Raw genomic sequence first — 21,293 nt, forward strand, 5'->3', positions numbered from 1 at the left:
CGTCCAGGAATCGTAGAGATGAACGGTCAGGAGCACCAGGACAGGTGCCGCGACGAGGATGAGGACGATGATCAGTCCCGTGGACATGGCAGGCTTTCGGCTGTGTGCGGGCTATGACGAACCAGGCTCGATCCTATGGTCGGGCAATGTGGCGTTTTTATCATGGCGAAGGGGCAAAGCCAAAAGGGCCGCGAATCGAGGCGGAGAACTTCGCTCGATCGCGGTTGCAGCGGGTCGGCCGCTATAGTAGGACAACCGCCAGGCGCCGGCGTAGCACAGCGGTAGTGCAGCGGTTTTGTAAACCGAAGGTCGGGAGTTCGATCCTCTCCGCCGGCACCATAAAAATCAACGGGTTAGACCGCATGTCCCCGTTTTTCATGTCGCATTCATGTTGCAGAGACTTTCCTTGATTTGCAGGGGTTTCCCGGTAGTGTCGGCTACTCCACGCGACATGGGATGCAACATGGCGCGGCACGGTGGCGCGGACTTGCCCCGCCGAGGGGTGAGCGGGATCCCCTACGGAGACAGCAACCATCAAGGAAATCCTGATGGTTGGGCATCGGAGATCGTCGATCTTTCGACTAAGGTGGTTCCATTCCGAGTTCAGCGCCCGCTGAATAGGTCAGCCATGCAATATTTGCCGACGAACACTTTGGCATGACTTTGCTAGCTATCTTTCGTTTTCCTGGCGATTCAAATTCCTAAATCAAAAGATCATGCGACGGCGGGTCGCACAGGCGATCCGTTCTGGAGGCTCACTCAAAAACGGAGGATGAAACGTTGTCCAACGCCAGCCCTTCACCGCAAACGGTCTTCCCCGAAGCTGCACCAGGCGCCCTGATTCCCTCGCTCATCAGCATCACAAAAAGCAGCCGAGCGCTTCTTGATCTTCGACTTCATGAAATTGGTCTCAACGCAGGTCAGGACCATCTTCTCATGGCGCTGGAGCCGAATGGCGATCCGGTCCTCGTGTCACATCTCGCTGACAAGGTAGGGGTGCGTGCGTCGACTGTATCGAAAATGCTCGATCGCTTGGAACATCGTGAGCTTGTCAGACGGGGCAACGACAAGAAGGATCGCCGGTACACGATGGTAACCCTTACCTCAAAAGGCCAGGCTGCCCGCAAAGACGTTCAAGAACTTTGGGAAGAAGTCGAGGCCTACATCTTCGCAAACTGTTCTGAAGACGCGGACGATTTCCGACAAAATGCTGCTCAGCTCAACACGCTCCTAACCGAACGCCTTCGCCGCTTGCGATGAATTTGAGATTGCGAGCTTTGTTCGCTCCATCATTCAGTTGGCGGCTCACACGCCGTGCGGAGGTCGCTGATTAGTTGGGTGATAGATTCTGCGTCGAGATCTCGGGAGATCGCCATGAGATCAGCGGCTGCCTCGAAATCGAGCCCCATTTTCATAAAACGACGGACGAGCGCAGTCATCTCCGCAAAGTCGGGCAGTTCCGCACTCATACCGTTTCACCGGGAAATGTTTCGATTTCGATCTATTAGCCCAGGAGCCTTATACAGAGCTATCTATCCCTTTGTCGGTTATGGGCAAATTTTGTGTGGTCGGCTTGGAGCGTTTGCGAGCGATTAATGGCGGGTAGCAGGAAGGTGGAAGCCTACGCCGCCTCCCCGGCCTCCAGAGCAGCCGACAGACGCGCATAGATCATTCCCCGTAAGGTATGCCGCACTGGCCACGGACGGCAGCGCACGGCCTCCAGGCGAAGCTCACGAAGGGGGATCGTGTCGAAGGCGTCGAGGAGAGCGCCGCCGGCATCGCGCCAGTCCGGCCGGGCGGCCAGGACGTCGGAGATGGCGAGAAGGGTCTCGCTCCAGAGCTCCTGTCGGTTCGCACCCGTTTCGCGCACGCATCGAATGACGAGGATGAGGTGAGGCTCGCCATGTTCGGCAACGATCGCCTTGATCGAGCTGCGGGCGTGGGTCTCGTTGGCCTCTCGGCGCCGCCATGTCGGAATGATCCTGATGCCGAGTTGATCGGCCAGGGTATCGAGCCGGCCTTTCGGACGGGTGCGCTTGAGGACCGGGGGAGTGGAGGCGATAAGGTTTTCCATAGGATCAAGGCCTCATCGATAGGAAACGCCGATCATCATTTAGCGTGAGGGACCCATTGCGCAAAGCGCTTTTCGACCATGTCGGCTGAACGTATGGTGTTCTGGCAACTGAAAGGATGACGCGGCTGTGCGCATGTTCAAGATCGATGATTTGAAGAGTTTCGCGAAAAAGACCTTTGGTTTTTTCGTGTATTGCGTTCCCGGCTTCATCATCGGTTACCTCTTCAGCGCGTCGGAGCCCATAGCGTTCGCGCAGTTATCAGCGACGGCTTCGATTGCAGCATTCGCTGCTCTCATTGCCTACAGGCAATATGATACCGCGCGCAAAAAATACTTCTTCGATTTATACGAGAAAAGAAATCAAGCGGTTCAGAGTTTGATGCACCATTGGAAGAAAATAGTCACAAACCAAGAAAGTAAAGAAACACTGCATAGGGAATGGTTTTTTGTTCGAGTTCAGTTCAATGCACTATTTGATGTAGATATTACACGTCCTGTTGATGCGCTTCATCATATTTGGCGATACGGGACAATTGCCGGAATGGAAGGCGACGAGAGTGAACAGAAAGAGGCGCTTTTCGAACAGATATTTATGAATCTGAACCGCTACATCGTTTTCAGCGAACCATTCGATCCCGGCAAACCGATAATTGGTTACTCTGAGGCATTAGCTTCTGTTCGTCGACATAAGGAAGCTGGATCGCCTATAGTCGAGTGGCCCGCAAAAAGTGATTGACCGCCGAGGGCGCGCCTCGCCCCCGGCGGCTTCGTCTCGCGTGGACCCAAAACACGCGGGACTATCTCTTGGAGAGGGTGTGGGTCGCCCATCTCGTTACCGCCGGCACTGTCATTCGCATGGCGGTTTCGATCGGAAGACCGGAGCGCGTCGCAGCGTCGAAGATCACGCCGAACTGCCCTCCGGCTCCTCGAAAAAACCCATGATCGCCCTCCGAACCATGCGAGCATCGGCGAGGTTGAGCGAGTTCAAGACCTCGGCGGCCGGAACGCGCCGATCGACGGAGATGCAGCGCTCGGCATAGGCTCGAACGGCATGTTCGCGGGTGAGCCGGAAGGGCGTCCCTTCGGCGGTGAAGGACCATTCGGACAACTCGCCGATCTCCCAATAGTCCTCGCCCCGCGGCGCTGAGATCATGAGCCGATCAAACTTGATCCCTCGGACCTCATAAGCGCGAGAGAGACGCCGGGCTCCGCTCGTGTCTGGTTCGGGCTCCGGCTCATCGGGGACGCTTTCCTCCGACGTTGGGGGCTCACTGTGGCCGTTGCCGCCGTCCGCAGGGACGAACTGATGCCGCTCGGTCTTAGCCGGTCCGAAGACCGGCGCGTCCTCATCGTTGTCCTCGATGCCGAACGCCGCAAAGACGTCCTGAACCGTCTCAACTGGTCGCACTGCCATGGTTATATCTCCTTACGTGCCGCCGCCGGGTGTCGCCGGTGCGAATTGTGAGCGCCTATGGGCGCCGTAGTTGCTCGTGCCCCCGCCTGCCGTCACCGACATGCCGTTTAGGCTTCGGATCGCGGCCTTGGCGGTTGCGACCTTCGACATCAGGGGGCCTATGTTCAGATCGGCTGTCGCTGTGACGGTTCTCGCGATTTCGCCGAGCGTCGCAGTCACCTGTCCAGCCGGGCCCATGAAAGGCGCGGCATTCAGAGCCACATTCGCCACGGCCGTCAGATTGTTGAAGGCGTCCAATTCCGCCTTGGCCGTGACGATTTCCGAAGTGTCGACAGAAGGAGCCACAGTCGCCCGGCCAGCCTGGAGGGCATTGCGGAGAGCTTCCGTTCCTCGCGGGTCAGCCGGCGGCGGGGGCGTGTCGTCCCACACCGGCGGGTTGATCGGCGGAAGCTTCATGCGGGGCCGCTGAGAAGCGGGCTTGTCGGGCGCCGAGGGCGTGATCGTAGCAGCCGCAGTATCGAGCGCCTGCGCGACCCGGGCACCGGCCTCCTCAATTCGCTGTCCGACCGCTTCCACGGCCGCTGGCCTCGTCTGCGGGACAGGAATAGCGCCGGTGTTTCGGGTCAGCTTATCGACGACCGTTGGATCGCGCGTGCTCTGCGCCTTGACCCTCTCTGGATCGGTCCAGCCTCCGACCTCTGCCGAACGAAGAGAACTGGCCTCACCCGATCGAGCGGACGGCCGATCCTTCGTCTTTTCGTGCGCGGCGTCCAAAATCTCTTGGTTCGCCTGCGCGCGCTCGATCGCCGCGATCCGATCATTGACCGCCTTGGCCTCGGAATCGATCTTTTCGCGCCAGGCTTTTCGCTCCTTGGGGGTCTGAGACAGACCATTGGCCCCCATGTCATCGCCCCACTGCGCAAACCCGAGCTTGGCGCTTTCAAGCTTGAGCATTCCGAGCTCGACAGCCTGGAACATCTCGACGACACTTTGTCCGGCCTCGCGCCACGCCTCAAACGTCGAGGTCAGATTGGTGGCGCTGGTGTCGATACCCATCAGCTTGCCAAGCGCGTCAGCCGCAGCGCCGATCTTCGTCCCGACGTCGGCCATCAGATCTGAAAACGACGCGAAGCCGAGCCCTTCGGCGAGCCCTTCGGCGCCGGCCTTGATGTGCTCGAATGGGTCGCCGTATTTCTGGAAGTGATCGAGGATGCGATTGACGCCGGCCAAGGCGCTATCCAGGCCGGAAAGACCGATCTCGCCCGCTGAGATTGCCAGGGTCCGAAGACGCCGTTGCACGACCTGCAACTGAGCCTCCGTCGTCTTCATCTTGAGGGCGGCGGTCTTATCGAGATTGCCGAGCCAGGACGATTCGTCTTTCGCCAGCCGGAGGCGGGATCGGACCTTACCCAAGCCTTCGATGAGACGCTGAAGGACGTCGGCGTGCTCCAACCCGACAATATCCAGCGCGGCACCGGATCGAGCCTCCTTATCGAGGTCGCGCATCCGCTCCAAGAGGTCGACAAAGGCGGCATCGGCGTCCTTGGCGACGAGCTCCGTCCACGCTTCTGTCGAGCCATAGAGGCCCTTCAGAGCCTTTTGCCCCTGCTTCGACAGGCCCTTCGGGGAGGTCAATTTCGAGAGGATGGCGTTGACCGCCGTTCCGGCCTCGGCGCTATTGATGCCGAGATCGACCATGGCGCCGCCGAGCGCGGCGGTTTCTTCCGTTGCTATACCGAAGATTTTCGCGCTCGCACCGGCACGAAGCATGAAATCGAGGATGTCGGAGGCGTTCGACGTGCCGGCGTCTTCCAAGGCGTTCACGAGATCGAGGAAGCGCTCGGACCCATCGCGCGCGATCAGCGAGGCGCCCTCAAGCTGGGAGAGCGTGTTGCCCAACGCTTCACCTGTCATGTCCAGCGCCGGGGCCGCCTTCGCGACCACGCGGACGAATTGGCTCATCTCATTCAGAGGCACGCCAGCGGCAGCCGCGCGCTCGAAGCCGCCTGTGATGTCGTCCAGGGACGCGCCGATCGCCTTGTCCTGAGCCATGGCTTCGATCTGGCGTCGGACGCCGGCCATCTGTTCGTCGGTCGCGCCGGCCTTTTGCTGAATCCGGCTCAAGACGCTTTCGAAGTCCATAGCCTCCTTCGTGGCCTTCGCTCCGGCATAGCCCGCTGCGCCAGCGCCGAGAAACGCCGGGGATAAACCGAGCGGGGAAACTCCCATGCTGCCCCTTGCTCGGCTGACAGCCGCGGCCTGCGCGTCGATCCGACGGGAATGCTCCTGATGCGAGACCACCGGAACGCCGCCCGCCCCGCGGGACTGCCCCGGCCTGGTGCGGACGCCGGCCCGCTCCAGATCGCGAAGGGCTCGCTCGACGGAGCGGATCGTCTTCGTGGCGTTGTCGATCGCTCGAAGGCGAATATCGACGCGCATATCTGCCATGTCAGGCCGCCTCCGCCTCGTCGATCGGGCGAATTTCCCTGATGATGCCCGTCTCGTTGCCGATGAAGCGAATGACGCCGTCGAGGGCCCGGCGCGTCATGCGCGAGACATCGTTGGTGTGCTTCCACACGGCGCTCCTGCGCGGCTCGGCTTGGCTCCAGAGATCGATCTGAAGCTCGCGGATGAAGTTCAGATCCACGCCGGTCAGAAAGCCGGGCGCGTGAAGCACCGCCTGGATCGCTGCCTTCTCGCCCTTCATGGCCAGTTCGCGAACCTTGAGGGTCCGCTGGGTTTCAGGCATTCCTCGCAGCCATGCGCGGATCTCTGCGCACACCGCAATGTCGTTCGGCTCCGTCGGCGCTTCAGCGTGCCGGCCCATGAACTCCTTCACGTGCTTTTCGAGCACCGGGCCGTTGTGCTTCACGTGCTTCTCGGTGAGCGCGTCGAGGCGCCTCTGAAGCCCCGTCAGGACATCGCGGGCGAATTTGGCATTGGCTGCTGTTTTGCCTTCGGCGCTCAGGAGAGTGTTTTGCGCGGTCTCGGCAGCGAGCTCATCGAAGTCTCGAAGGGTTTCCAACGCTTCGAACCACAATGTTTGCTCCTCGTGGTAGAGCGAAACGTCGGTGTTCTCGGGCCAACTCAGCGGATCAAGCCGAACATTGACCTTTCGTCGCTCGATCGGCTCATGCGGGTCGAAATCGATGGGATCGGGGAGGTTGTAGGGGTTGCCGACAGGCTGTGCCATCTTCGTTTTACCTTTGCCGAAAATCTGAAATGCACGGGGAAACGGGAAGCGGGCCATTGGTCATCGGCCCCCATCCAAGAGCCCGCTCACGATGCGCTCTCCGCGGCGAGAGTGTGCCAGGAGGCTCCATCGCTGATTGCCAGCGTCCGGGCCTCTCCGTCCGTCACCCGCACAAGATGGCCACGCCATTTGACCGGGTCGGGAAGCTCGCCGGCGGCCGCCTCCAGCACGAGGGCTTTCGCCTGTCCCGGCGCCGAGTGATACGTCGCCAGGTGATCGGCGATGCCGGCCGTGGAGCCGGGCTCGATGGTGGCCGGCACGAAGTCCGTCCCTTGATGCACGCTGGTGGCGGGTGCGTAGGTTTCTGCGCCCATGGGTCTCTCCTATTCCTGGTTCTCGTTCTGCTTCGCAGCCGGGAGGTGTGCCGCGAGCTTCGGCGAAATTGACTTCCCCTGTCGCAGCCGGCTTCTGGCCATAATCGCCATCGTCTCGGCGTGCCGGCTCATCGCCTCTTCTTGCTGTTGATCGACCTGTTCTCGGAAGAGCCGGTCGTTCTCGCTTTCGGGCATGTTCATCTCCATCCATAGGGCTTGCCGACCGTCACTGACGGCAGCTTGGGGCCCGGCATTGCGGTTGCGAAGAAAGCGCCGGCCACGGCGTTCGCGATGTCGTCATGGCCGCCCTGCGGATGATCGACACTGTCGCGGCCGTTGCGGCTTGTGCGGCGTTCGAGCTGAATGAGCTGGTTGATCAGCCGGTCATGATCGAGGAGACTCGCCCGGCCGCTCGAAAGGATCGGCACGAGGGCGAGATACAGCTCGGAACGGTTTGCGGAGGCGATCTCATACTGGACGCCGTGCATCCTGAAGCGCTCGCGGGGCCACTCGCCGCCGTACCGATCGCCCGTCACCTTCGACAGGCCATAGGCCTTGATGACGCGGCAGAACTCTTCGACCACGTCCTCAGGCGAGAAGGGCGGCCGCCTCTCGACGACGCAATCGAGGATCACCCTCTCGTTTTCCTGATGGGAGATCGCGAGCGTCATGGAATCGGATGTGCCGCCGGACGGATCGACGAAGGCCCGATAGGAAGGCCCGCGGACGAAGGGCAGGACCACAGTCCCCGGCATGATCGCCGCCTCAACGAGCTCCCTCGAAAGGAACACCTCAACGTCAGACCGGAACTGCGCCAGCCATTCGGCCTTGGCCCGCGCCTCGTCTCGCTCCATCGCCCTGTCGACTACCTTCTGACGAAGGGACGGGTTCATGGTTCGAGAGGCCGCCTGTGCCACAAGGATGAGAGGATCGCCGGCCGGGCCGAAGTGCTTGCGCCAGGTGGAATAAACCTCGCCCCGTTTGGCATAGGGCGAAGAGATGATGATCAACGGCCCGTCTGTCGTCGCCAGGGCCGGCCGGATGGCCTCAAGGATCTCCGTGTCAGGATTGGCCGCATCGTCCGAGCGCCAGAAGGCCGCCTCGTCACCGATCGCCGCAACCGCCGTGTCTCCACGGTTCACGCGCCAGTCGGCCGCCTGGACTTCGAGATCAACGAGAGTGGACAGGGACAGGGTCTCCGCCGTCTCGTTCGTGATCAGCTTCCGAAGCATCGGGGCGGCCTTGATGATGCCGACCGCATAGTTGAACGCCTTCCGGGCATTGCGCTTCGTCGTGGCGATAAACGGCAGGATGGCCCGCTCGCCGATCGCCAGCTTGTCGGAATAGTCCACGAGGCACGAGAGATAGACCGCGATCACCGCCGCCGCCCGCGTCTTGCCACCGCGCCGGCCGATGACGGCCCATAGCTCTTCGACCCGCTCGCCAGGTTCATGATCCCGGCCGGTGAGAAGCCGGAAAGTCTCCCGCTCTTCCTCCGTCAGCTCCTCGCCCATGGCCGCGATGAGGAGGATCCGCCAGCCGGCCCAGGTGTCGCCTTGCATGGCGTTCCCGAGAAGGTGGGGCTCTGCCAGAGCATCGCGCATGGTGACGAGGACGGTCATCAGCCGGCCGCCCTCGATGCGAGGAATGTCCGAAGGTCTGGCACGTCGTCCTTGGGCTTGCCGGCCCCCTTCACGCCAAGGTCGCGCATCAGCCGGGCGAGGACGTTGGAGACCCGCACGAGGTCTTCGTGGTTCACCGTCTCGCCCCGGACGATCTTCGCCTGAAGGGTCTCGCTCTCGATCACGATGGCGGCTGCGTGGCGCACGAGAGCGCGCTGGGGAGTGGTGAGACCTTCCTCGCCCCCGAGCTCGTCAGCGAACGCCCTCGTCAGGTCACGGAAGCGACGGGCCGATGCGCTCCGGCCATCGATGCCGGGAAGTAGCTGCGAACCGTTCGAAAGAGCGGAGCGAGAGAAAGGCGAAGCCAAAGCTTCCGAGGTGCGAGCCGTGTCCATAACTGGACAATTGCGCCGGTTTAGCTGGCAGTTCAACGGTAGATGCTTTGGTGATCTTCGGCACGAATGGAATAGAAAGGATCAGAAAGGACTAGCCGTCATCATCTGCTATCAGGTGGACAGAAAAGGCCTGTGGATAACTCGAAAGTGAAGCCCATCCGCTGCCCAGCCGCCGCCTGTCGGCCTCGATACGAGCGCATGCCCTGAAACCAGTCCGATCAATATGAGCATGCGCGTTAGATCGCATGGCTTGGTTCTGAACACCCTGGCGCATAAGGCTCTGAATGGTTCTATTGTGAGCAGGGTATCGCCGATCGATGGACGAAGCGCCCCCGGTCAGCCTTCAATGCCGGGGTGATCCGGTCGAAGGCCGCCGAGGGCTCGGGAAAATCCCGGGGCTGGGGTGGATGCGCGTGGTAGACCTTATGGCGCTATACAAGCCCGCGCTTCTTCACTTCCTCTTTGCAGCGCTCCGGTGCGTTACCGCTCCAATAGAAAGCGCGCAGTTCGTCCAATCCTGCAGAAGAACACGGCTTATAGGGATTCGCTTTAGCGGTCCCGCACCACTGACAAACCACGGATTGTGTCGACATAGCGTTCTCCTTCTCGCCTCAGGTTTGCGATGAAGGAAGATCGGGGAAGGATGTTCCCTCATGAGTGACCGGTGCCCTTTCCCCTTTCGAGTAAAGGCTCTTCCGAACCGGTGCCTGTTCGCGCTGCGGGTATGAGAATGGCATGTTCCGTCGGGAAGGGCTGACGGGCCTCATACTCCAAGCGGATCTGGAAGAGCATCTTGCGGCTGCTGACACGGTTTGGGTGCCCTACGAAGTCCGCCGATCGGTTGGGGATGAATGGCGCAGGCGCATCCAAGGGCTGGCGCCCCTTGAGGGGTGTCACGAACATTCGGAATACCGGAGCGGCGCCGGGCCGAAATATGTTTCCGAAATGCACCTCCCGCTTGGATGGTCCGGTCGCCGGGTACCGCTTGGGATCCGTCATTCGGTGGATGAGGATTTCCTCGGTGCCCTGGATCGTTCGAAGGTCGACACCGATCTCTTGGCAGCCGCCGATACCGTTTACCACGGCCGTAGCTTTGCTCGGATCGCTGTCGACCGATGGGTGAAGTGTGAAATAGCGCCGGCCGGCAAGCTTCTCCGCATCGCCGATCTCAACAGGGGTTTCGTCGAACTCAAGGCCGCCAGGTCCAAAGCGCCCTTGGCCTCGGAGGAGTTGGAGTGCGGCAACGTTGGTCTGGCTCATCATGTCTCCTTTCTGGGTGTACCAGAAAATGAAGATCTCACGCCAAAAGCCCTCCACATTGACCATCACATGGATCGTTTCACGCGGCTTGATGATCGGCACCGTATTCTGCAGTGCTGGGACATGAAGAGGTAGCTTTGCCACCGTCAGTGCTCCTACGACGTCAGCGGATCACGAAAGAATAGCGAATGAACGTCATGCGTCACCATCTACACACGCCTGCCATCTCTGCATAAGGGCACGCCACCACCCTGCCTGCCTGTCAGTCAATCGGAGCTCCGCAGTTTTGCGCTTGGCTCGCTTCTCCATCGACATCACGAACGAACGCTCATTGTCAGCAAGAGGAAGACGAAGAAGCTTTGGCGCGGCCGATAACACCTCCTGTTTTCCAACGCTCTTGTTGTCCCTCGGCTGCCTGATGTGCAGCCGCTTTGGCGACGGTGCTTGTGATCCTATGTGATCGTCGCGAAACCCGCGCTTGTCGATCCAGGCCCAAGCCTCTGCGTTCGTCGAGAAGGGACCGGCGACGCGCCAGTTGCCATTTCCTGCGACGTAGAATGAGCCATCACGGTCAGTTTTGACGATCATGCCGCATCTCCTCCCGGCCGGCTGTAGGAGACGCCGCGATCCAGGCGGCACAGTTCCACCTCCACCGACTGCCAGAATGCTCCGACCTCAAAAGCAACTCGATCCTCGGCGATGCCCGCTCGGATCATTTGCCGTTCGAGGCCTTCAAGCGATCGGCGCCGAAATGCAGCCGCTTCCTTCTCTGTCCGGCTGTGAAAGATGTTCGAAGCCGTTCGGCGAATGAGCCCGATCCGGTTTCTCGCCGGGAAGGGGATGATTTCGACCTCGGGAGGACGCCAGGAGAGGAGGTCAAGCTGCATGGTCGTGCTCTCCCGATAGGCGCGTATGTGTATGGTAGATTAAGGATGTCACGGTTTCCGTAACAGTCAGACGCTGAAAACGGCCCAAACCGTCACGGTTTTCGACACGGCCTGTTACGGTTTTCATGACGCTCTCTCCAATTTCGTCACGGTTTTCGTGACAGGACCGTCACGGTTTTCGTGACAGGGTTTTGTTTTTCGACCGTTCCTTCCGGTGGGATTATTCGAGAGCGTGTCGGGAACTGGATAGTCCGCGTCTGGCCGCCAAAGACGGTACAATTTACGACCGTCGCCATCGGCGCCCGGCATCTTCAATTCGGTGATTTCGTATGCGGGTGATTTGGCTGCCCCCTCGATCCCAAGGCACGCGGGCTCGGTCTGGACGATGAACCCCTTGCGTTGAAGGTCGTGGAAGGCCAACGCGGCGGTTGCCGCGCGAACGCCTAGCCGGTCGCCTGCCTGTCGCGTGCTGAGCCTTATCTTGCCGTTATTGTTCGCATCAGGCCCGCGCCATTCAAGCTTAAGCCATGGATAGAGCGCCTGCGCCGTCGTGGAGAGAGCCTTCCATGCCGGCTCCTCCATTGTCGTGCGGATCAGCTTCGTCCAATGTTCGACGGTCGCGCGCCTATTGCTCTTCTTCCTGCTCATCTGTCGGCGGGGCCTCCAGCTTTGGGGAGGGGACCGCATCGTCGGCAGACGACCCGGCGAACCCCTCGAATGCTCTCAATCGACAAGCGAGAGCTTCCGCATTTTGGGCATCGGCTCATGGGCTGCCCCTGATCTCGGCGAGCCGATCGAAGTATTCACGAGCCGATTGCTCTTCGACCTTCGCCACCGCGAGCGCGTCGGAAGGCAAAAGGAGTTCGATCTGGTCTCGAAGCATGTCGCGCATCAGCCGCGCCGGCATCGCCTCGGCTTCGACGGTGTGTTTGACGTGGAGCGCCCTGCGATCGGTCTCCTTCCGGGGCTTCGTCGGAAGCTCGAAGGTCTCGATCTGATCTTCGGTGATGCCAATGCGGAGAAACTGAAGGTCGATGTCCCCGTTCAGATGTTCTCGAAGCTCGCGCTCAAGGGCCACGTCGATCAGGACGCCAGCGGGGTCATAGTCGCCGATGTAGAGGATTCGGACAGGCCGGCCCTCGGCGTAATGGTTGATCGTTTCCGCCGACTGATAGGCGAGCGTGATGCTGGAGAAGCCGCCCGCCGGATAGAGCGAGACGGCAAGCTCGCGGCAATCGTCCTCGATCACGCCCGCGATGGATCGGGATTCGCACCAGACCTCGCAATAGTATCGAGACTGGCGCCACAGGTCGGCCCGGTAATGCCCCTTCATGCTGCGGAGGAATTCAGCCTCGCTGCGATAGGTCGGCGTGTGATAGCCGCGCCGGGTGGCGTCGGTGATCCATCCGAACGGGAGACGGCTGGACCGCCGCAGCTTGACGACACGATCTTGCACATGCCGATAGCCGCGATCCGACTTCTCGACAGGCTCAGGCAATCGCGGATCGGTCATCCGGTAGAAGACGTGCCGAACGCTCTGAGGATGATCCTCGCAAAGTACCGCGAGGATCTGGTTGTCGAGTTGTTCGATGCGCGCCGCCGTGCGCCGATCTCGTTTTATCGTGCGTGGACGATAAACTGAGGAAGCCGCCATTAGAGCGCCCTCCCGCGGATCAGCCTGGCCTCTTTGATAGCGGCACAGGCATCGACGACAGAGAGCCCGAACCGGCGTCGAAGCGCCGGAACGAGAGGTGAAGGCGGGGACGGTTCGAACGCGAGCCAGCGGGCCGCCTCGTCGATCGCTGCCGTGGTCTCGTGGTCGTGGCCGGTCGTGCCCCCGACGGGGACGGATGCGGTGATGGTGCTCATGCGTCTCCCCCTTTCCCGCGTCGTGTTCGTATGATCGCAGTCTCGTCGACTTTCGGATGGGGCCCGGGGATGCCGTTCGAGTTGCGGAACGCCGCGATGCCGAAGTTGATGGAGTCGAGTTCGTCCATCCCTTCGGTGAGCTTGTTCATCGCGCCCACGATGCCGAAGGTGTATGCTGTCTCGAAAGCGTCCGAGGCTTTGCCGATTTCCTTCATGGCGCCGATGAACCCTTGAGCCATGAAGTGAGGAGCGATGACCGTCTCACCGGTGTCGGTCTGTACGGTTCGGGTCTCGCTGCTGTGCTCCCGGATCATCTTCATCCGAAAGTGCCGGCGAAGGCTGCGATCGAGAACAAGGCACTTCATGAGATCGTCGACGGAGTGCCAAGGCTGTTGCGGCCCAGGCAGCGGCGATCGGAAGAACCTGAGGTTGCTTAGGCCAACGGCCGCGACATGAATCGGAGCGATATTCATAGCGCCCTCCTCAATTCGGGAACGACGATTGCCGCCGCGCGGGTGAGGGTGCGGGCGCCCTTGAGGAGGCACCACGCGAGACAGAGACGAAGGGCGGTCATGACGCGGCCCTCCGTTCGAGATATGCAGCCGCGACCGAAAGGACGTTGAAGATCATGTCCGGCTGATAGCCGCAGGTCTCGGCCTCGTTGACGATGAGGCGGATCGCGGCAATGGCACCCGCGTCTGTCGTCGGGGCCGGCGGGTCGTAGCAAAGGCGGTCATAGGCCGGTTCCCAAGTCGCCGCCATGAGCGCAGCGTCGTCTTCGTCACTAAGATCGCCAGCCGCGTTGAAGAGCGCCATCTGGTCTCGATACTCGTTGATGAGTGAGAGGAGCGGGTCGCATTCGGCGTCAGCCGTAGAGACAAGCGAAGCGGAAATGCCCGCAGCCGCCGTTGTGGCAAGGAAAGAGCGCCGGTTCATGCCTCCCCCCTTTCCACCCGGCATCGGGCATTGTGGCTGGCGATCCATTGCGCCTCCAACTCAGCCGCGCAAAGCCGGGCTTCCTCAGCCAGAAAGACGAGATGTTCGCCGGTCGCTTCCCAAACCACGAAATGCTTCCCTCGATCGTCTTCGACCGGGTCTTCCAACTCGACGGCGACAAGGTAGCTGACGAGATCGGCGAATTTGGCAGTTCGAGAGATCAGGGTTTCCAGGCCGGCAAAAGCTGCGGTGGCGTCGAAAGTGTCGGTGGGATTCTTGCTCACGACGCGGCCTCCTGGCTGCGGAGCTTGAAGGTGAGCTTATGGTGCGCGTCGCTTGCCTCGCGAATGTCGCGCAGCATGTCATCCAGCTTGCACACGGCCCACACGATCAGATTGCATTCGTCCTTCGGAACGAAGGCGCCTTCCCTGCCGTGCTCGTCTTTCCAGGAACCGACGTTGTCGTCTGCGAGCCGGTAAAGGACCTGCCCCATCATATGCGCGTCATGAAGGGTCCGGCTCAGCGCCTCAGCGCTATCCATGATGCGGAAGGGCACTGGAATTTCGGTCGGCTTGTGGATATCCTTGTCCATGTTCTGTTGCTCTTTCTTCAACGGGGGGAGTTCGAACCATGGCTCGGCGAGGCGGCAACCTCGGCCGGGCCGTTTTCATTCGCGGTATTGCGAAGAGCGGAATCGAGCTTCGCTTCCATCCGCTTGAATTTGCCCGATAGCTGGCGGGCGATGCCGTCAGTGCGGCGGATCATTTCCAAGATTTCAGAAGAGATGCCGGCGGGAACGACCGCCTTCTCTTCCATCCGCTCTCGGACGATCTCGTTGCACCGCGCCGCGAAGGCCGGATCGAGATAGCGGGCGTAGGACATGGCGATCTGCCAGTGAGCCCAGGTGCCCGGCGCCTTCCCGCCGCGAGTGACGGCGAAAAGTTCAATGTCCGATTTTCGGATAATGACATCCGCGACGTGGGCCGCGAATTCCTGCGTCGAAGGAAGCTCACGCCACTTCGCGGGCTTCTTGCTTGGGTCTGAGCCCGCCGCCTTCCAGAGTCCGGTGAGGCTGACCATCTCGCCTTTCAGCGACACGTCGGCACCGTCGAGGTCGATATGTTGGATCGCGGTGCTCATGCTGCGGTTTCCTTGAAAAAGGAAATGAGCTGTTGCCGGTCAGCGACCCAGCGGCCATTCACCTTTCGAGCTGGCAACTCGCCCTTTTCCAGCATTCCAAATGTTGCTCGCGGGCTTCGCTGGATGATTTGTGCGATCGCTACGCCGCCCCACACCAGTTCGAGAGATTCCCTCTTTTCCATCTTTGCGCCTTTCGCTAACGGGGGAACACTTCCTTAACCCCACAATGCGATGACGTAGCAGAATGGGGTTATAGACGTCAACGGGCTTCCCCCACTATGCTACTATTTCGCGGAGGATGAATTTCATGGCCAAAAAGGCTGCTGAATACGATCAGTTTCAGGTGCGCTTGCCGCCAGGGATGCGCGATCAGATCAAAGCTGCGTCCGAGGCAAACAATAGGTCGATGAACGCAGAAGTTGTTGCTCGCCTTGAGGAAAGTCTGAGCGGAAAAAATCTGCAAGTTATTGAAGCTCTCGCTACCGCATATGGCACAACGTATAGTCGGTTAGAGTACAATCGACAGATTGTAGAGCTAGTAACCGAGGCTCTGACAAAAGCTACGCAGAACCCCGATGAGGTAATGCAAGAGCTTGCACACGCGATAGTGAGAATTCAGCCGAAAACGACCTCTGAAGAGTTGCGTGACGAAGCGATGCAGCATTTTTATAAAGCAATGAAGAAAGCAGAGAATACAGACGAATGAGCGTCCGCAAGCGCACCTGGACCACGAAGGGCGTCGAAAAATCGGCATGGGTCGTCGACTATATGGATACCACCGGCAAGCGTCGGCTGAAGTCCTTCCGGCTGAAGAAAGAGGCTGACGCCTTCGCAGCGACGGCCAGTGTCGAGGTTCTCGAAGGAACCCATGTCGCCGACAGCGCGAGCGTGACGGTCGAGAAGGCGGGCGCCCTATGGCTCGCCAGCGCGAATGCAGCCGGCCTGGAGCGATCGACGATCGCGAGCTATGAGCAGCACCTCCGTCTTCATATCGTCCCGTTCATCGGCCCCACCAAGGTCTCGGCGCTGTCGATCCCGGCCGTCAGAGCGTTTGAGGACCAGCTTCGAGAGAACGGCCGCACGGCGGTCATGGCGCGGCGCGTGATTGTCAGTCTCGGCACGATGCTGGCCGATGCGCAGGAGAGAGGGCTTGTCCGGCGCAACATCGTGCGGGATCTGCGCGGCGGGCGTGGCGGCCGGGACGATCGGCAAGAGAAGCGCCATCGCGGCAAGCTGAAAGTCGGGACAGACATTCCCACCCGCGAGGAGGTGAAGGAGCTCCTTTCCGCTGCCACCGGCCGTTGGCGCCCCTTTCTCCTTGTGGCGACGTTCTGCGGGCTTCGGGCTTCCGAGCTGCGCGGCCTTCGCTGGCACGATGTCGATCTCGAAAGGCGCCTGGTTCACATTCGCCAGCGCGCCGATCGCTTCAACGAGATCGGCCCACCCAAGTCGATCAAGAGCGAGCGCACGGTTCCGGCTCCCGCCGTCGTCATCAATGCTCTGAAGGAATGGAAGCTTGCCTGTCCGAAGGGCGATCTCGACCTCGTCTTTCCGAACGGCGCGGGTAAGATCGAGGAGCTGACGAACATTCTTCGTCGCGGTCTGCGCCCAACATGGATCGCCGCTGGCATCTCCGTGCCGACCTCGAAGCTTCGTCAGGACGGGTCACCCGTCATGGTCGCGAAGTATAGTGGGATGCATGCCCTTCGCCATTTCTATGCATCGTGGTGTATTAATCGAAAGGAGGAGGGCGGTCTCGGACTGCCACCGAAGACTGTCCAGGATCGCATGGGTCATTCCACGATCGCGCTCACAATGGACCGCTATTCGCACCTGTTCCCGAACGACGATGACGGCACAGAACTAGAACAGGCATCGGCCTGGCTGGCCAATTGAATGCAACATGAACGCGACATGGAAGGCTCTAAGCCCTGATAAGCAAGGGCTAGAACCGGTTTTGTAAACCGAAGGTCGGGAGTTCGATCCTCTCCGCCGGCACCATTTATCCTCCTTTCCGACCAGATCGCGTTCGCCGAAAATAATGTCTCATAAAGTTGAGCATGTTCCGCAGATTAATGCGATGGGCGGTAAGTAGCGTCAGCTTTTGTCCTCTCCTGTCTTTTGGGATCATTGATCCAGGCGTGAATTTCCGTTCATATACGAACGCTTCGGGCATGTTTGCGATGATTTGGACAGGAAACCGTCAAACGCCATGGATATTCTTTCTGAGCGCAGCATCGCCTTTCTGCTCTTCGAAGCAAATCAATTGCTTGAATCATCCTTCATGCGGCGGTTCGGCGAGGAGAAACTGTCTTTCCTTCAGATACGAATTATCGGGCGCCTCTATATTTATGAGGGATGCAGCCAACGGGATCTGGGAAAGGCGATGAATCTCGACGCCATGGTCGTCAGCCGGCAGGTCGACCGCCTCGTCGAGCTCGATCTGTTGGAGCGGCGGATGAGCGAGACGGATCGCCGTGCTCGGCGGCTCTATCTAACTAATCGTGCGATCGCGCTCCGCGACGATCTCTATAAGAAGTCCATGGACGTCATGGAAATGGCTCTCAAGAGTGCCGCAGAAGACGACATCCAGCGGTTCAAGGCGGTCTTGGTTTCCTTTGTCGATAACCTGAAGCAGGATCAGTTCGACCGGGAAACGGAGAGGGATCGTTTCTGAGGATCAGGCATGGTGCGCCGTACTTCGGACTGGGCCGCTGAGTGAGCGCTGGGGCTCGATCCGACGCTCGGTTTTCTCAGAGTGGCCTGGTCATGAAGACCGCGTCGGCGCCATAGCTCGTCAATTTGGCGGCCGGCATACGGAAATCGCGTTCGAAGCCGAAGCGGGACCAAAAGTCCACCGTCCCATAGACTGATATGAGGCATGCAACTTCAAGGCCCTTGCCGGTCGCAAGCAGCCGCTCGATCGCATGGGTGATGAGGCCTTGCCCGCGAACGGCCGGCAGAAGCGCGACGTCGTGAATATAGAACGCGTCGCGATCGGCCGGGATCGCTTCGATCGGGACGTTGAGTTCGGGCGGCTCGCTGAGGCGAATCGGATGGGCCATGGCATAGCCGTTGACGATACCGTTGCGTTCGAGCACGAGGCATCCTGAGGGAAAAGTCGACAAGCGGCTCGCGAAGACGGCCTCGTCTTCCGGCAGGCCGGGATGAACCTTGTCGGCAATCGCCAGGACGGCGGGAAGGTCGCGGGGCTTCATCGCGCGCCATAGCGCTTTTCTCTCGCCTTCCTCTCCCAGTGCCTCGCCCTTCGTCTTTGTCATGTCGCCTCCCGTCCCCTTCGACGTCTTTTCGTCCCGGCCGTCTTGTCTTCGGCCAGTTCGGAACGATTCTATCGCCGGGCGCCGGCCTTGGCGAAAATTCTTTTCCGCCTCGCCTCTTTCACGGCAATCGCAGACGGCGAAGCGCGAGATCGATTGGCCTATCTAGATGGCATGATCGATGCGCCTTCGATATTGGCGGCGTTGCGGAGCGTTGAGCCCGCTAGAATGTGACGATGGGAGACGCGACGATGGCGAAGGATACCCGCGCCGGATCGAAGGTGAGAGGCGACAAGCTGCCCGCCATCCTCATGGCGAGCCACCTTCTGGACGGCGACACGGTCTTTCTGATCAAGGGGGGCTGGACGCGCGACTCTCGCGAGGCGCGGATCGCCCATGATCAGGAGACCGCCGACGCCATGGAGGCCGAGGGCAAGGCGGCGGCCGCCGCCAATCTCGTCATCGATCCCTATCTGGTGCCGGTGGAGCTGTCCGAGACCGGCCACCCGGTCGCTAAGCATTTCCGCGACGTGATGCGCCAGAAGGGTCCGTCCATTCATCCCGACATGGGCAAGCAGGCCGATTTCGGCCCCATCGCCTGAGCCGCAAAGCGCCTCCGAGCCCTTATCGAGAGCCGAACCGCAAGGATCGACACCATGTATCGCTATGACGAATTCGACGAGCGCTTCGTGCGCGAGCGGGTCGCCCAGTTCCGCGCCCAGGTCGCCCGCCGCCTCGACGGCTCGCTCTCGGAAGACGAGTTCAAGCCGCTGCGTCTCAAGAATGGGCTTTATCTCCAGCTTCACGCCTATATGCTGCGCATCGCCGTGCCCTATGGCACGATGAACACCCGCCAACTGCGCCAGCTCGCGCACATCGCCCGCACTTACGACAAGGGCTATGGCCACTTCACGACGCGCCAGAACCTGCAGTTCAACTGGCCGAAGCTGAAGGATATCCCCGACATTCTCGACCTTCTGGCCGATGTCGAGATGCATGCCATTCAGACCTCGGGCAATTGCATCCGCAACGTCACCTCCGACCAATTTGCCGGGGTCGCCGCCGACGAGGTGGAGGACCCGCGCCTCACCGCCGAGCTAATCCGCCAATGGTCGAGCCAGCATCCCGAATTCGTCTGGCTGCCGCGAAAGTTCAAGATCGCGGTGACGGGAGCCGAGCACGACCGTGCGGCGATCAAGGTTCACGACATAGGGCTGAAGATCAAACGCGATACGCAAGGCCGGGTTGGCTATGAGGTCATCGTCGGCGGCGGTCTCGGCCGCACGCCGATGATCGGCAAGGTCATCCGCGACTTCCTGCCGAAGGACGAGCTGCTCGCCTATCTGGAAGCGGTCATGCGCGTCTATAATTCGGAAGGGCGCCGGGACAACAAGTTCAAGGCGCGGGTGAAGATCCTTGTCCACGAGACGGGCGAGGCGGAGTTCCGTGATCGCGTCGAGGCCGAATATGCCAAGCTCGACGGGCCGACCATCAATGCGCCGGCCGAAGAGATCGAGCGTATCGCGGCCTATTTCGCGCCGCCCGCCTATGAAAGCCTGCCCGCGACCTCCGAGACCCTCGCCAAGGCGCGGGCCGAGGATGCGGCCCTCGATCGCTTCGTCGAGCAGAACGGCTTTGCCCACAAGCAGCCGGGCTATATCGCTCTGACGATCTCCTTGAAGCCAGTGGGCGGCGTGCCGGGCGACATGTCGGATGCGCAGATGGAAGCCTTCGCTGACATCGCCGATCGCTACTCGCTGGGCGAAATCCGCGTCACCCACAGCCAAAATCTCGTTTTGCCCCATGTGAAGCAGGACGACGTGCCGGCCGTCCATGCGGCGCTGAAGGAAGCGGGTCTGGCAACGGCCAATGCCGGCCTCGTGACGGATATCATTGCCTGTCCGGGTCTCGACTACTGTGCGCTCGCCACCGCCAAATCGATCCCGATCGCCCAAGAGATCGCCAAGACCTTCGCCGACGAGGCGCGGCAGAAGGCGATCGGCGAGCTGCCGATCAAGATCTCCGGCTGCATCAATGCCTGCGGCCATCACCATGTGGGCGCGATCGGCATTCTCGGCCTCGAAAAGGGCGGCCGCGAGAACTACCAGATCACCATCGGCGGCGATGCCACCGAACATGCGAGCCTCGGCGAGCGTCTGGGGCCCGGCATCGACGCCGAAGACGTGCCGGGCGCGATCGAGGCGGTCGTCGAGACCTATCTTTCCGAGAAGAGCGGCGCCGAGAGCTTCATCGAGACGGTGCGGCGCACGGGCCCCGAGCCGTTCAAGACGCGCTTTGCAGATTACATCGCCTCGCGCCAGACACAGACGGAGGCCGCCGAGTAATGACCGTCATCACCCCCACCGGCGAAAAGCCGGACGCTTATGGTGCCGCCGAGACGATCGAAGAGGCGCTTGCGATGGATGGCGTGCCGCTCCTGCCGCTCGCTCTTGCTCCGGCCTATTCGGAGAAGCGGCCCGAGGCGCGCTTTGCGCTTCTCGTCGCCAACGACACGCCGGTTGACGAGATCGCGCCCTTCTTTGGTCAGGCCGAGACGATCGCGGTCGCCTTTCCGGCCTTTGCCGACGGGCGCGGTTTCTCGCTCGCCAAGCGCCTGCGCCGCGACGGTTACGAGGGCACCTTGCGTGCCCGCGGTCCGTTGATCGCCGATCAGTTCGCCGATGCGCTCGCTTGCGGTTTCGACGAGGTCGATCTGCCGGAAACCATGGCCAACCGCCAGCCGGTCCAGCAATGGTTGGAGGCCAAGGACTCCATGAGCGTCCACTACCAGACCGGCTATGGCGAGGACCGGTCGATCCTGCAGCAGCGCCTGGCGGCGCGCAGATAGGAA

Annotated in this window: 30 protein-coding genes and 1 tRNA gene; 10 read left to right on the forward strand and 21 right to left on the reverse strand. The window is 60.9% G+C overall.

Annotation, left to right across the window (positions count from 1 at the left end; all coding sequences use genetic code 11):
- Nucleotides 1-264 precede the first annotated feature (264 nt).
- A tRNA-Thr gene (locus B9A15_RS08815) sits at nucleotides 265-339 on the forward strand.
- A 441-nt stretch (nucleotides 340-780) separates the two neighbouring features.
- Nucleotides 781-1,260 (forward strand): MarR family winged helix-turn-helix transcriptional regulator, encoded by a 480-nt coding sequence (locus tag B9A15_RS08820; protein ID WP_084409688.1) that lies wholly within the window; start codon nucleotides 781-783, stop codon nucleotides 1,258-1,260.
- 29 nt (nucleotides 1,261-1,289) lie between these two features.
- On the opposite strand, the gene B9A15_RS08825 is transcribed toward B9A15_RS08820, so the two are convergent.
- Nucleotides 1,290-1,469 carry a hypothetical protein gene (locus B9A15_RS08825; protein WP_084409689.1) on the reverse strand — a complete coding sequence of 60 codons (180 nt, stop codon included), beginning with the start codon at nucleotides 1,467-1,469 and terminating at the stop codon, nucleotides 1,290-1,292.
- 152 nt (nucleotides 1,470-1,621) lie between these two features.
- Complete coding sequence (locus B9A15_RS08830) at nucleotides 1,622-2,074, reverse strand: hypothetical protein (RefSeq protein WP_084409690.1); 453 nt, start codon at nucleotides 2,072-2,074, stop codon at nucleotides 1,622-1,624.
- A gap of 127 nt (nucleotides 2,075-2,201) precedes the next feature.
- On the opposite strand from B9A15_RS08830, the gene B9A15_RS08835 reads away from it, so the two are divergent.
- Complete coding sequence (locus B9A15_RS08835; protein WP_170923215.1) at nucleotides 2,202-2,810, forward strand: hypothetical protein; 609 nt, start codon at nucleotides 2,202-2,204, stop codon at nucleotides 2,808-2,810.
- A 165-nt stretch (nucleotides 2,811-2,975) separates the two neighbouring features.
- Here the strand turns inward: B9A15_RS08835 and B9A15_RS08840 are convergent, their stop codons facing one another.
- The 7 genes from B9A15_RS08840 to B9A15_RS23345 form a co-directional block, all read right to left on the reverse strand.
- A complete protein-coding gene (locus tag B9A15_RS08840; protein WP_084409692.1) occupies nucleotides 2,976-3,488 on the reverse strand; it encodes a hypothetical protein in 513 nt (170 codons plus the stop codon).
- 12 nt (nucleotides 3,489-3,500) lie between these two features.
- A complete protein-coding gene (locus B9A15_RS08845) occupies nucleotides 3,501-5,936 on the reverse strand; it encodes a phage tail tape measure protein (protein ID WP_084409693.1) in 2,436 nt (811 codons plus the stop codon).
- Between the two features lies 1 nt (nucleotide 5,937).
- A complete protein-coding gene (locus tag B9A15_RS08850; protein ID WP_139798291.1) occupies nucleotides 5,938-6,681 on the reverse strand; it encodes a hypothetical protein in 744 nt (247 codons plus the stop codon).
- A gap of 86 nt (nucleotides 6,682-6,767) precedes the next feature.
- Nucleotides 6,768-7,055: a hypothetical protein gene (locus B9A15_RS08855; RefSeq protein ID WP_084409695.1), complete on the reverse strand. Its 288-nt coding sequence runs from the start codon at nucleotides 7,053-7,055 to the stop codon at nucleotides 6,768-6,770.
- Between the two features lie 9 nt (nucleotides 7,056-7,064).
- Entirely contained in the window at nucleotides 7,065-7,256 is a 192-nt protein-coding gene (locus B9A15_RS08860; RefSeq protein WP_139798292.1) for a hypothetical protein, read from the reverse strand.
- Entirely contained in the window at nucleotides 7,253-8,677 is a 1,425-nt protein-coding gene (locus tag B9A15_RS08865) for a hypothetical protein (protein WP_084409697.1), read from the reverse strand. Before B9A15_RS08865 ends, B9A15_RS08860 begins: the two co-directional genes overlap by 4 nt.
- Entirely contained in the window at nucleotides 8,677-8,883 is a 207-nt protein-coding gene (locus B9A15_RS23345) for a hypothetical protein (protein WP_244556865.1), read from the reverse strand. Before B9A15_RS23345 ends, B9A15_RS08865 begins: the two co-directional genes overlap by 1 nt.
- A 924-nt stretch (nucleotides 8,884-9,807) precedes the next feature.
- Between B9A15_RS23345 and B9A15_RS22905 the strand changes: the two genes are divergently transcribed.
- Entirely contained in the window at nucleotides 9,808-10,467 is a 660-nt protein-coding gene (locus tag B9A15_RS22905; protein WP_170923216.1) for a hypothetical protein, read from the forward strand.
- A gap of 60 nt (nucleotides 10,468-10,527) precedes the next feature.
- Here B9A15_RS22905 and B9A15_RS08880 read toward each other — a convergent pair whose 3' ends face one another.
- From B9A15_RS08880 to B9A15_RS08930, 11 genes are all read right to left on the reverse strand, one after another.
- Nucleotides 10,528-10,920, reverse strand: a complete 393-nt coding sequence (locus tag B9A15_RS08880; RefSeq protein WP_084409700.1) for a hypothetical protein — start codon at nucleotides 10,918-10,920, stop codon at nucleotides 10,528-10,530.
- Nucleotides 10,917-11,219, reverse strand: a complete 303-nt coding sequence (locus B9A15_RS23810; protein WP_084409701.1) for a DUF6074 family protein — start codon at nucleotides 11,217-11,219, stop codon at nucleotides 10,917-10,919. Before B9A15_RS23810 ends, B9A15_RS08880 begins: the two co-directional genes overlap by 4 nt.
- Before the next feature lie 123 nt (nucleotides 11,220-11,342).
- Nucleotides 11,343-11,867 carry a hypothetical protein gene (locus B9A15_RS08890; RefSeq protein WP_084409702.1) on the reverse strand — a complete coding sequence of 175 codons (525 nt, stop codon included), beginning with the start codon at nucleotides 11,865-11,867 and terminating at the stop codon, nucleotides 11,343-11,345.
- Nucleotides 11,868-11,982: 115 nt separating this feature from the next.
- On the reverse strand, nucleotides 11,983-12,873 hold the full coding sequence (locus B9A15_RS08895; RefSeq protein ID WP_084409703.1) for a hypothetical protein: 891 nt from the start codon (nucleotides 12,871-12,873) through the stop codon (nucleotides 11,983-11,985).
- Nucleotides 12,873-13,088, reverse strand: a complete 216-nt coding sequence (locus B9A15_RS08900) for a hypothetical protein (RefSeq protein ID WP_084409704.1) — start codon at nucleotides 13,086-13,088, stop codon at nucleotides 12,873-12,875. The genes B9A15_RS08895 and B9A15_RS08900 overlap by 1 nt, the downstream gene beginning before the upstream one ends.
- On the reverse strand, nucleotides 13,085-13,408 hold the full coding sequence (locus B9A15_RS08905; RefSeq protein WP_139798294.1) for a hypothetical protein: 324 nt from the start codon (nucleotides 13,406-13,408) through the stop codon (nucleotides 13,085-13,087). Before B9A15_RS08905 ends, B9A15_RS08900 begins: the two co-directional genes overlap by 4 nt.
- A 250-nt stretch (nucleotides 13,409-13,658) precedes the next feature.
- Nucleotides 13,659-14,024, reverse strand: a complete 366-nt coding sequence (locus B9A15_RS08910) for a hypothetical protein (RefSeq protein ID WP_084409706.1) — start codon at nucleotides 14,022-14,024, stop codon at nucleotides 13,659-13,661.
- Nucleotides 14,021-14,308 (reverse strand): hypothetical protein, encoded by a 288-nt coding sequence (locus B9A15_RS08915; RefSeq protein ID WP_084409707.1) that lies wholly within the window; start codon nucleotides 14,306-14,308, stop codon nucleotides 14,021-14,023. The genes B9A15_RS08910 and B9A15_RS08915 overlap by 4 nt, the downstream gene beginning before the upstream one ends.
- Nucleotides 14,305-14,616 carry a hypothetical protein gene (locus B9A15_RS08920; protein WP_084409708.1) on the reverse strand — a complete coding sequence of 104 codons (312 nt, stop codon included), beginning with the start codon at nucleotides 14,614-14,616 and terminating at the stop codon, nucleotides 14,305-14,307. The genes B9A15_RS08915 and B9A15_RS08920 overlap by 4 nt, the downstream gene beginning before the upstream one ends.
- A gap of 17 nt (nucleotides 14,617-14,633) precedes the next feature.
- Nucleotides 14,634-15,164, reverse strand: a complete 531-nt coding sequence (locus B9A15_RS08925; protein ID WP_084409709.1) for a KilA-N domain-containing protein — start codon at nucleotides 15,162-15,164, stop codon at nucleotides 14,634-14,636.
- Nucleotides 15,161-15,346, reverse strand: a complete 186-nt coding sequence (locus B9A15_RS08930) for a hypothetical protein (RefSeq protein WP_084409710.1) — start codon at nucleotides 15,344-15,346, stop codon at nucleotides 15,161-15,163. The genes B9A15_RS08925 and B9A15_RS08930 overlap by 4 nt, the downstream gene beginning before the upstream one ends.
- Nucleotides 15,347-15,471: 125 nt before the next feature.
- Between B9A15_RS08930 and B9A15_RS08935 the strand changes: the two genes are divergently transcribed.
- From B9A15_RS08935 to B9A15_RS08945, 3 genes are all read left to right on the forward strand, one after another.
- Nucleotides 15,472-15,870 (forward strand): Arc family DNA-binding protein, encoded by a 399-nt coding sequence (locus B9A15_RS08935; protein WP_084409711.1) that lies wholly within the window; start codon nucleotides 15,472-15,474, stop codon nucleotides 15,868-15,870.
- Nucleotides 15,867-17,060, forward strand: a complete 1,194-nt coding sequence (locus tag B9A15_RS08940; protein WP_084409712.1) for a tyrosine-type recombinase/integrase — start codon at nucleotides 15,867-15,869, stop codon at nucleotides 17,058-17,060. Before B9A15_RS08935 ends, B9A15_RS08940 begins: the two co-directional genes overlap by 4 nt.
- Before the next feature lie 388 nt (nucleotides 17,061-17,448).
- Nucleotides 17,449-17,841 carry a MarR family winged helix-turn-helix transcriptional regulator gene (locus B9A15_RS08945; RefSeq protein ID WP_244556872.1) on the forward strand — a complete coding sequence of 131 codons (393 nt, stop codon included), beginning with the start codon at nucleotides 17,449-17,451 and terminating at the stop codon, nucleotides 17,839-17,841.
- 76 nt (nucleotides 17,842-17,917) lie between these two features.
- Here B9A15_RS08945 and B9A15_RS08950 read toward each other — a convergent pair whose 3' ends face one another.
- On the reverse strand, nucleotides 17,918-18,445 hold the full coding sequence (locus tag B9A15_RS08950; RefSeq protein WP_210190491.1) for a GNAT family N-acetyltransferase: 528 nt from the start codon (nucleotides 18,443-18,445) through the stop codon (nucleotides 17,918-17,920).
- A gap of 248 nt (nucleotides 18,446-18,693) precedes the next feature.
- On the opposite strand from B9A15_RS08950, the gene B9A15_RS08955 reads away from it, so the two are divergent.
- The 3 genes from B9A15_RS08955 to B9A15_RS08965 are packed head-to-tail and all read left to right on the forward strand — an operon-like array spanning nucleotide 18,694 to nucleotide 21,290.
- A complete protein-coding gene (locus tag B9A15_RS08955) occupies nucleotides 18,694-19,044 on the forward strand; it encodes a DUF2849 domain-containing protein (RefSeq protein WP_084409714.1) in 351 nt (116 codons plus the stop codon).
- Nucleotides 19,045-19,098: 54 nt separating this feature from the next.
- A complete protein-coding gene (locus B9A15_RS08960; protein WP_084409715.1) occupies nucleotides 19,099-20,787 on the forward strand; it encodes a nitrite/sulfite reductase in 1,689 nt (562 codons plus the stop codon).
- Entirely contained in the window at nucleotides 20,787-21,290 is a 504-nt protein-coding gene (locus B9A15_RS08965; protein WP_084409716.1) for a DUF934 domain-containing protein, read from the forward strand. The genes B9A15_RS08960 and B9A15_RS08965 overlap by 1 nt, the downstream gene beginning before the upstream one ends.
- The last annotated feature ends 3 nt before the right edge of the window (nucleotides 21,291-21,293 follow it).

This window comes from Fulvimarina manganoxydans, assembly GCF_900176465.1.
Taxonomy (GTDB): Bacteria; Pseudomonadota; Alphaproteobacteria; order Rhizobiales; family Rhizobiaceae; genus Fulvimarina; species Fulvimarina manganoxydans.

Coding starts and splice junctions, on each gene's coding strand:
- B9A15_RS08895 (WP_084409703.1), bottom strand. CDS start 12,873: ATGGCGGCTTCCTCAGTTTATCGTCCACGCACGATAAAACGAGATCGG.
- B9A15_RS08950 (WP_210190491.1), bottom strand. CDS start 18,445: ATGACAAAGACGAAGGGCGAGGCACTGGGAGAGGAAGGCGAGAGAAAA.
- B9A15_RS08880 (WP_084409700.1), bottom strand. CDS start 10,920: ATGATCGTCAAAACTGACCGTGATGGCTCATTCTACGTCGCAGGAAAT.
- B9A15_RS08840 (WP_084409692.1), bottom strand. CDS start 3,488: ATGGCAGTGCGACCAGTTGAGACGGTTCAGGACGTCTTTGCGGCGTTC.
- B9A15_RS08920 (WP_084409708.1), bottom strand. CDS start 14,616: ATGGACAAGGATATCCACAAGCCGACCGAAATTCCAGTGCCCTTCCGC.
- B9A15_RS23810 (WP_084409701.1), bottom strand. CDS start 11,219: ATGCAGCTTGACCTCCTCTCCTGGCGTCCTCCCGAGGTCGAAATCATC.
- B9A15_RS08960 (WP_084409715.1), top strand. CDS start 19,099: ATGTATCGCTATGACGAATTCGACGAGCGCTTCGTGCGCGAGCGGGTC.
- B9A15_RS08855 (WP_084409695.1), bottom strand. CDS start 7,055: ATGGGCGCAGAAACCTACGCACCCGCCACCAGCGTGCATCAAGGGACG.
- B9A15_RS08905 (WP_139798294.1), bottom strand. CDS start 13,408: ATGAAGATGATCCGGGAGCACAGCAGCGAGACCCGAACCGTACAGACC.
- B9A15_RS08860 (WP_139798292.1), bottom strand. CDS start 7,256: ATGAACATGCCCGAAAGCGAGAACGACCGGCTCTTCCGAGAACAGGTC.
- B9A15_RS08830 (WP_084409690.1), bottom strand. CDS start 2,074: ATGGAAAACCTTATCGCCTCCACTCCCCCGGTCCTCAAGCGCACCCGT.
- B9A15_RS08900 (WP_084409704.1), bottom strand. CDS start 13,088: ATGAGCACCATCACCGCATCCGTCCCCGTCGGGGGCACGACCGGCCAC.
- B9A15_RS08890 (WP_084409702.1), bottom strand. CDS start 11,867: ATGAGCAGGAAGAAGAGCAATAGGCGCGCGACCGTCGAACATTGGACG.
- B9A15_RS08910 (WP_084409706.1), bottom strand. CDS start 14,024: ATGAACCGGCGCTCTTTCCTTGCCACAACGGCGGCTGCGGGCATTTCC.
- B9A15_RS08825 (WP_084409689.1), bottom strand. CDS start 1,469: ATGAGTGCGGAACTGCCCGACTTTGCGGAGATGACTGCGCTCGTCCGT.
- B9A15_RS08965 (WP_084409716.1), top strand. CDS start 20,787: ATGACCGTCATCACCCCCACCGGCGAAAAGCCGGACGCTTATGGTGCC.
- B9A15_RS22905 (WP_170923216.1), top strand. CDS start 9,808: ATGTTCCGTCGGGAAGGGCTGACGGGCCTCATACTCCAAGCGGATCTG.
- B9A15_RS08865 (WP_084409697.1), bottom strand. CDS start 8,677: ATGACCGTCCTCGTCACCATGCGCGATGCTCTGGCAGAGCCCCACCTT.
- B9A15_RS08955 (WP_084409714.1), top strand. CDS start 18,694: ATGGCGAAGGATACCCGCGCCGGATCGAAGGTGAGAGGCGACAAGCTG.
- B9A15_RS08935 (WP_084409711.1), top strand. CDS start 15,472: ATGGCCAAAAAGGCTGCTGAATACGATCAGTTTCAGGTGCGCTTGCCG.
- B9A15_RS08925 (WP_084409709.1), bottom strand. CDS start 15,164: ATGAGCACCGCGATCCAACATATCGACCTCGACGGTGCCGACGTGTCG.
- B9A15_RS08945 (WP_244556872.1), top strand. CDS start 17,449: ATGCGGCGGTTCGGCGAGGAGAAACTGTCTTTCCTTCAGATACGAATT.
- B9A15_RS08845 (WP_084409693.1), bottom strand. CDS start 5,936: ATGGCAGATATGCGCGTCGATATTCGCCTTCGAGCGATCGACAACGCC.
- B9A15_RS08940 (WP_084409712.1), top strand. CDS start 15,867: ATGAGCGTCCGCAAGCGCACCTGGACCACGAAGGGCGTCGAAAAATCG.
- B9A15_RS08930 (WP_084409710.1), bottom strand. CDS start 15,346: ATGGAAAAGAGGGAATCTCTCGAACTGGTGTGGGGCGGCGTAGCGATC.
- B9A15_RS08850 (WP_139798291.1), bottom strand. CDS start 6,681: ATGGCACAGCCTGTCGGCAACCCCTACAACCTCCCCGATCCCATCGAT.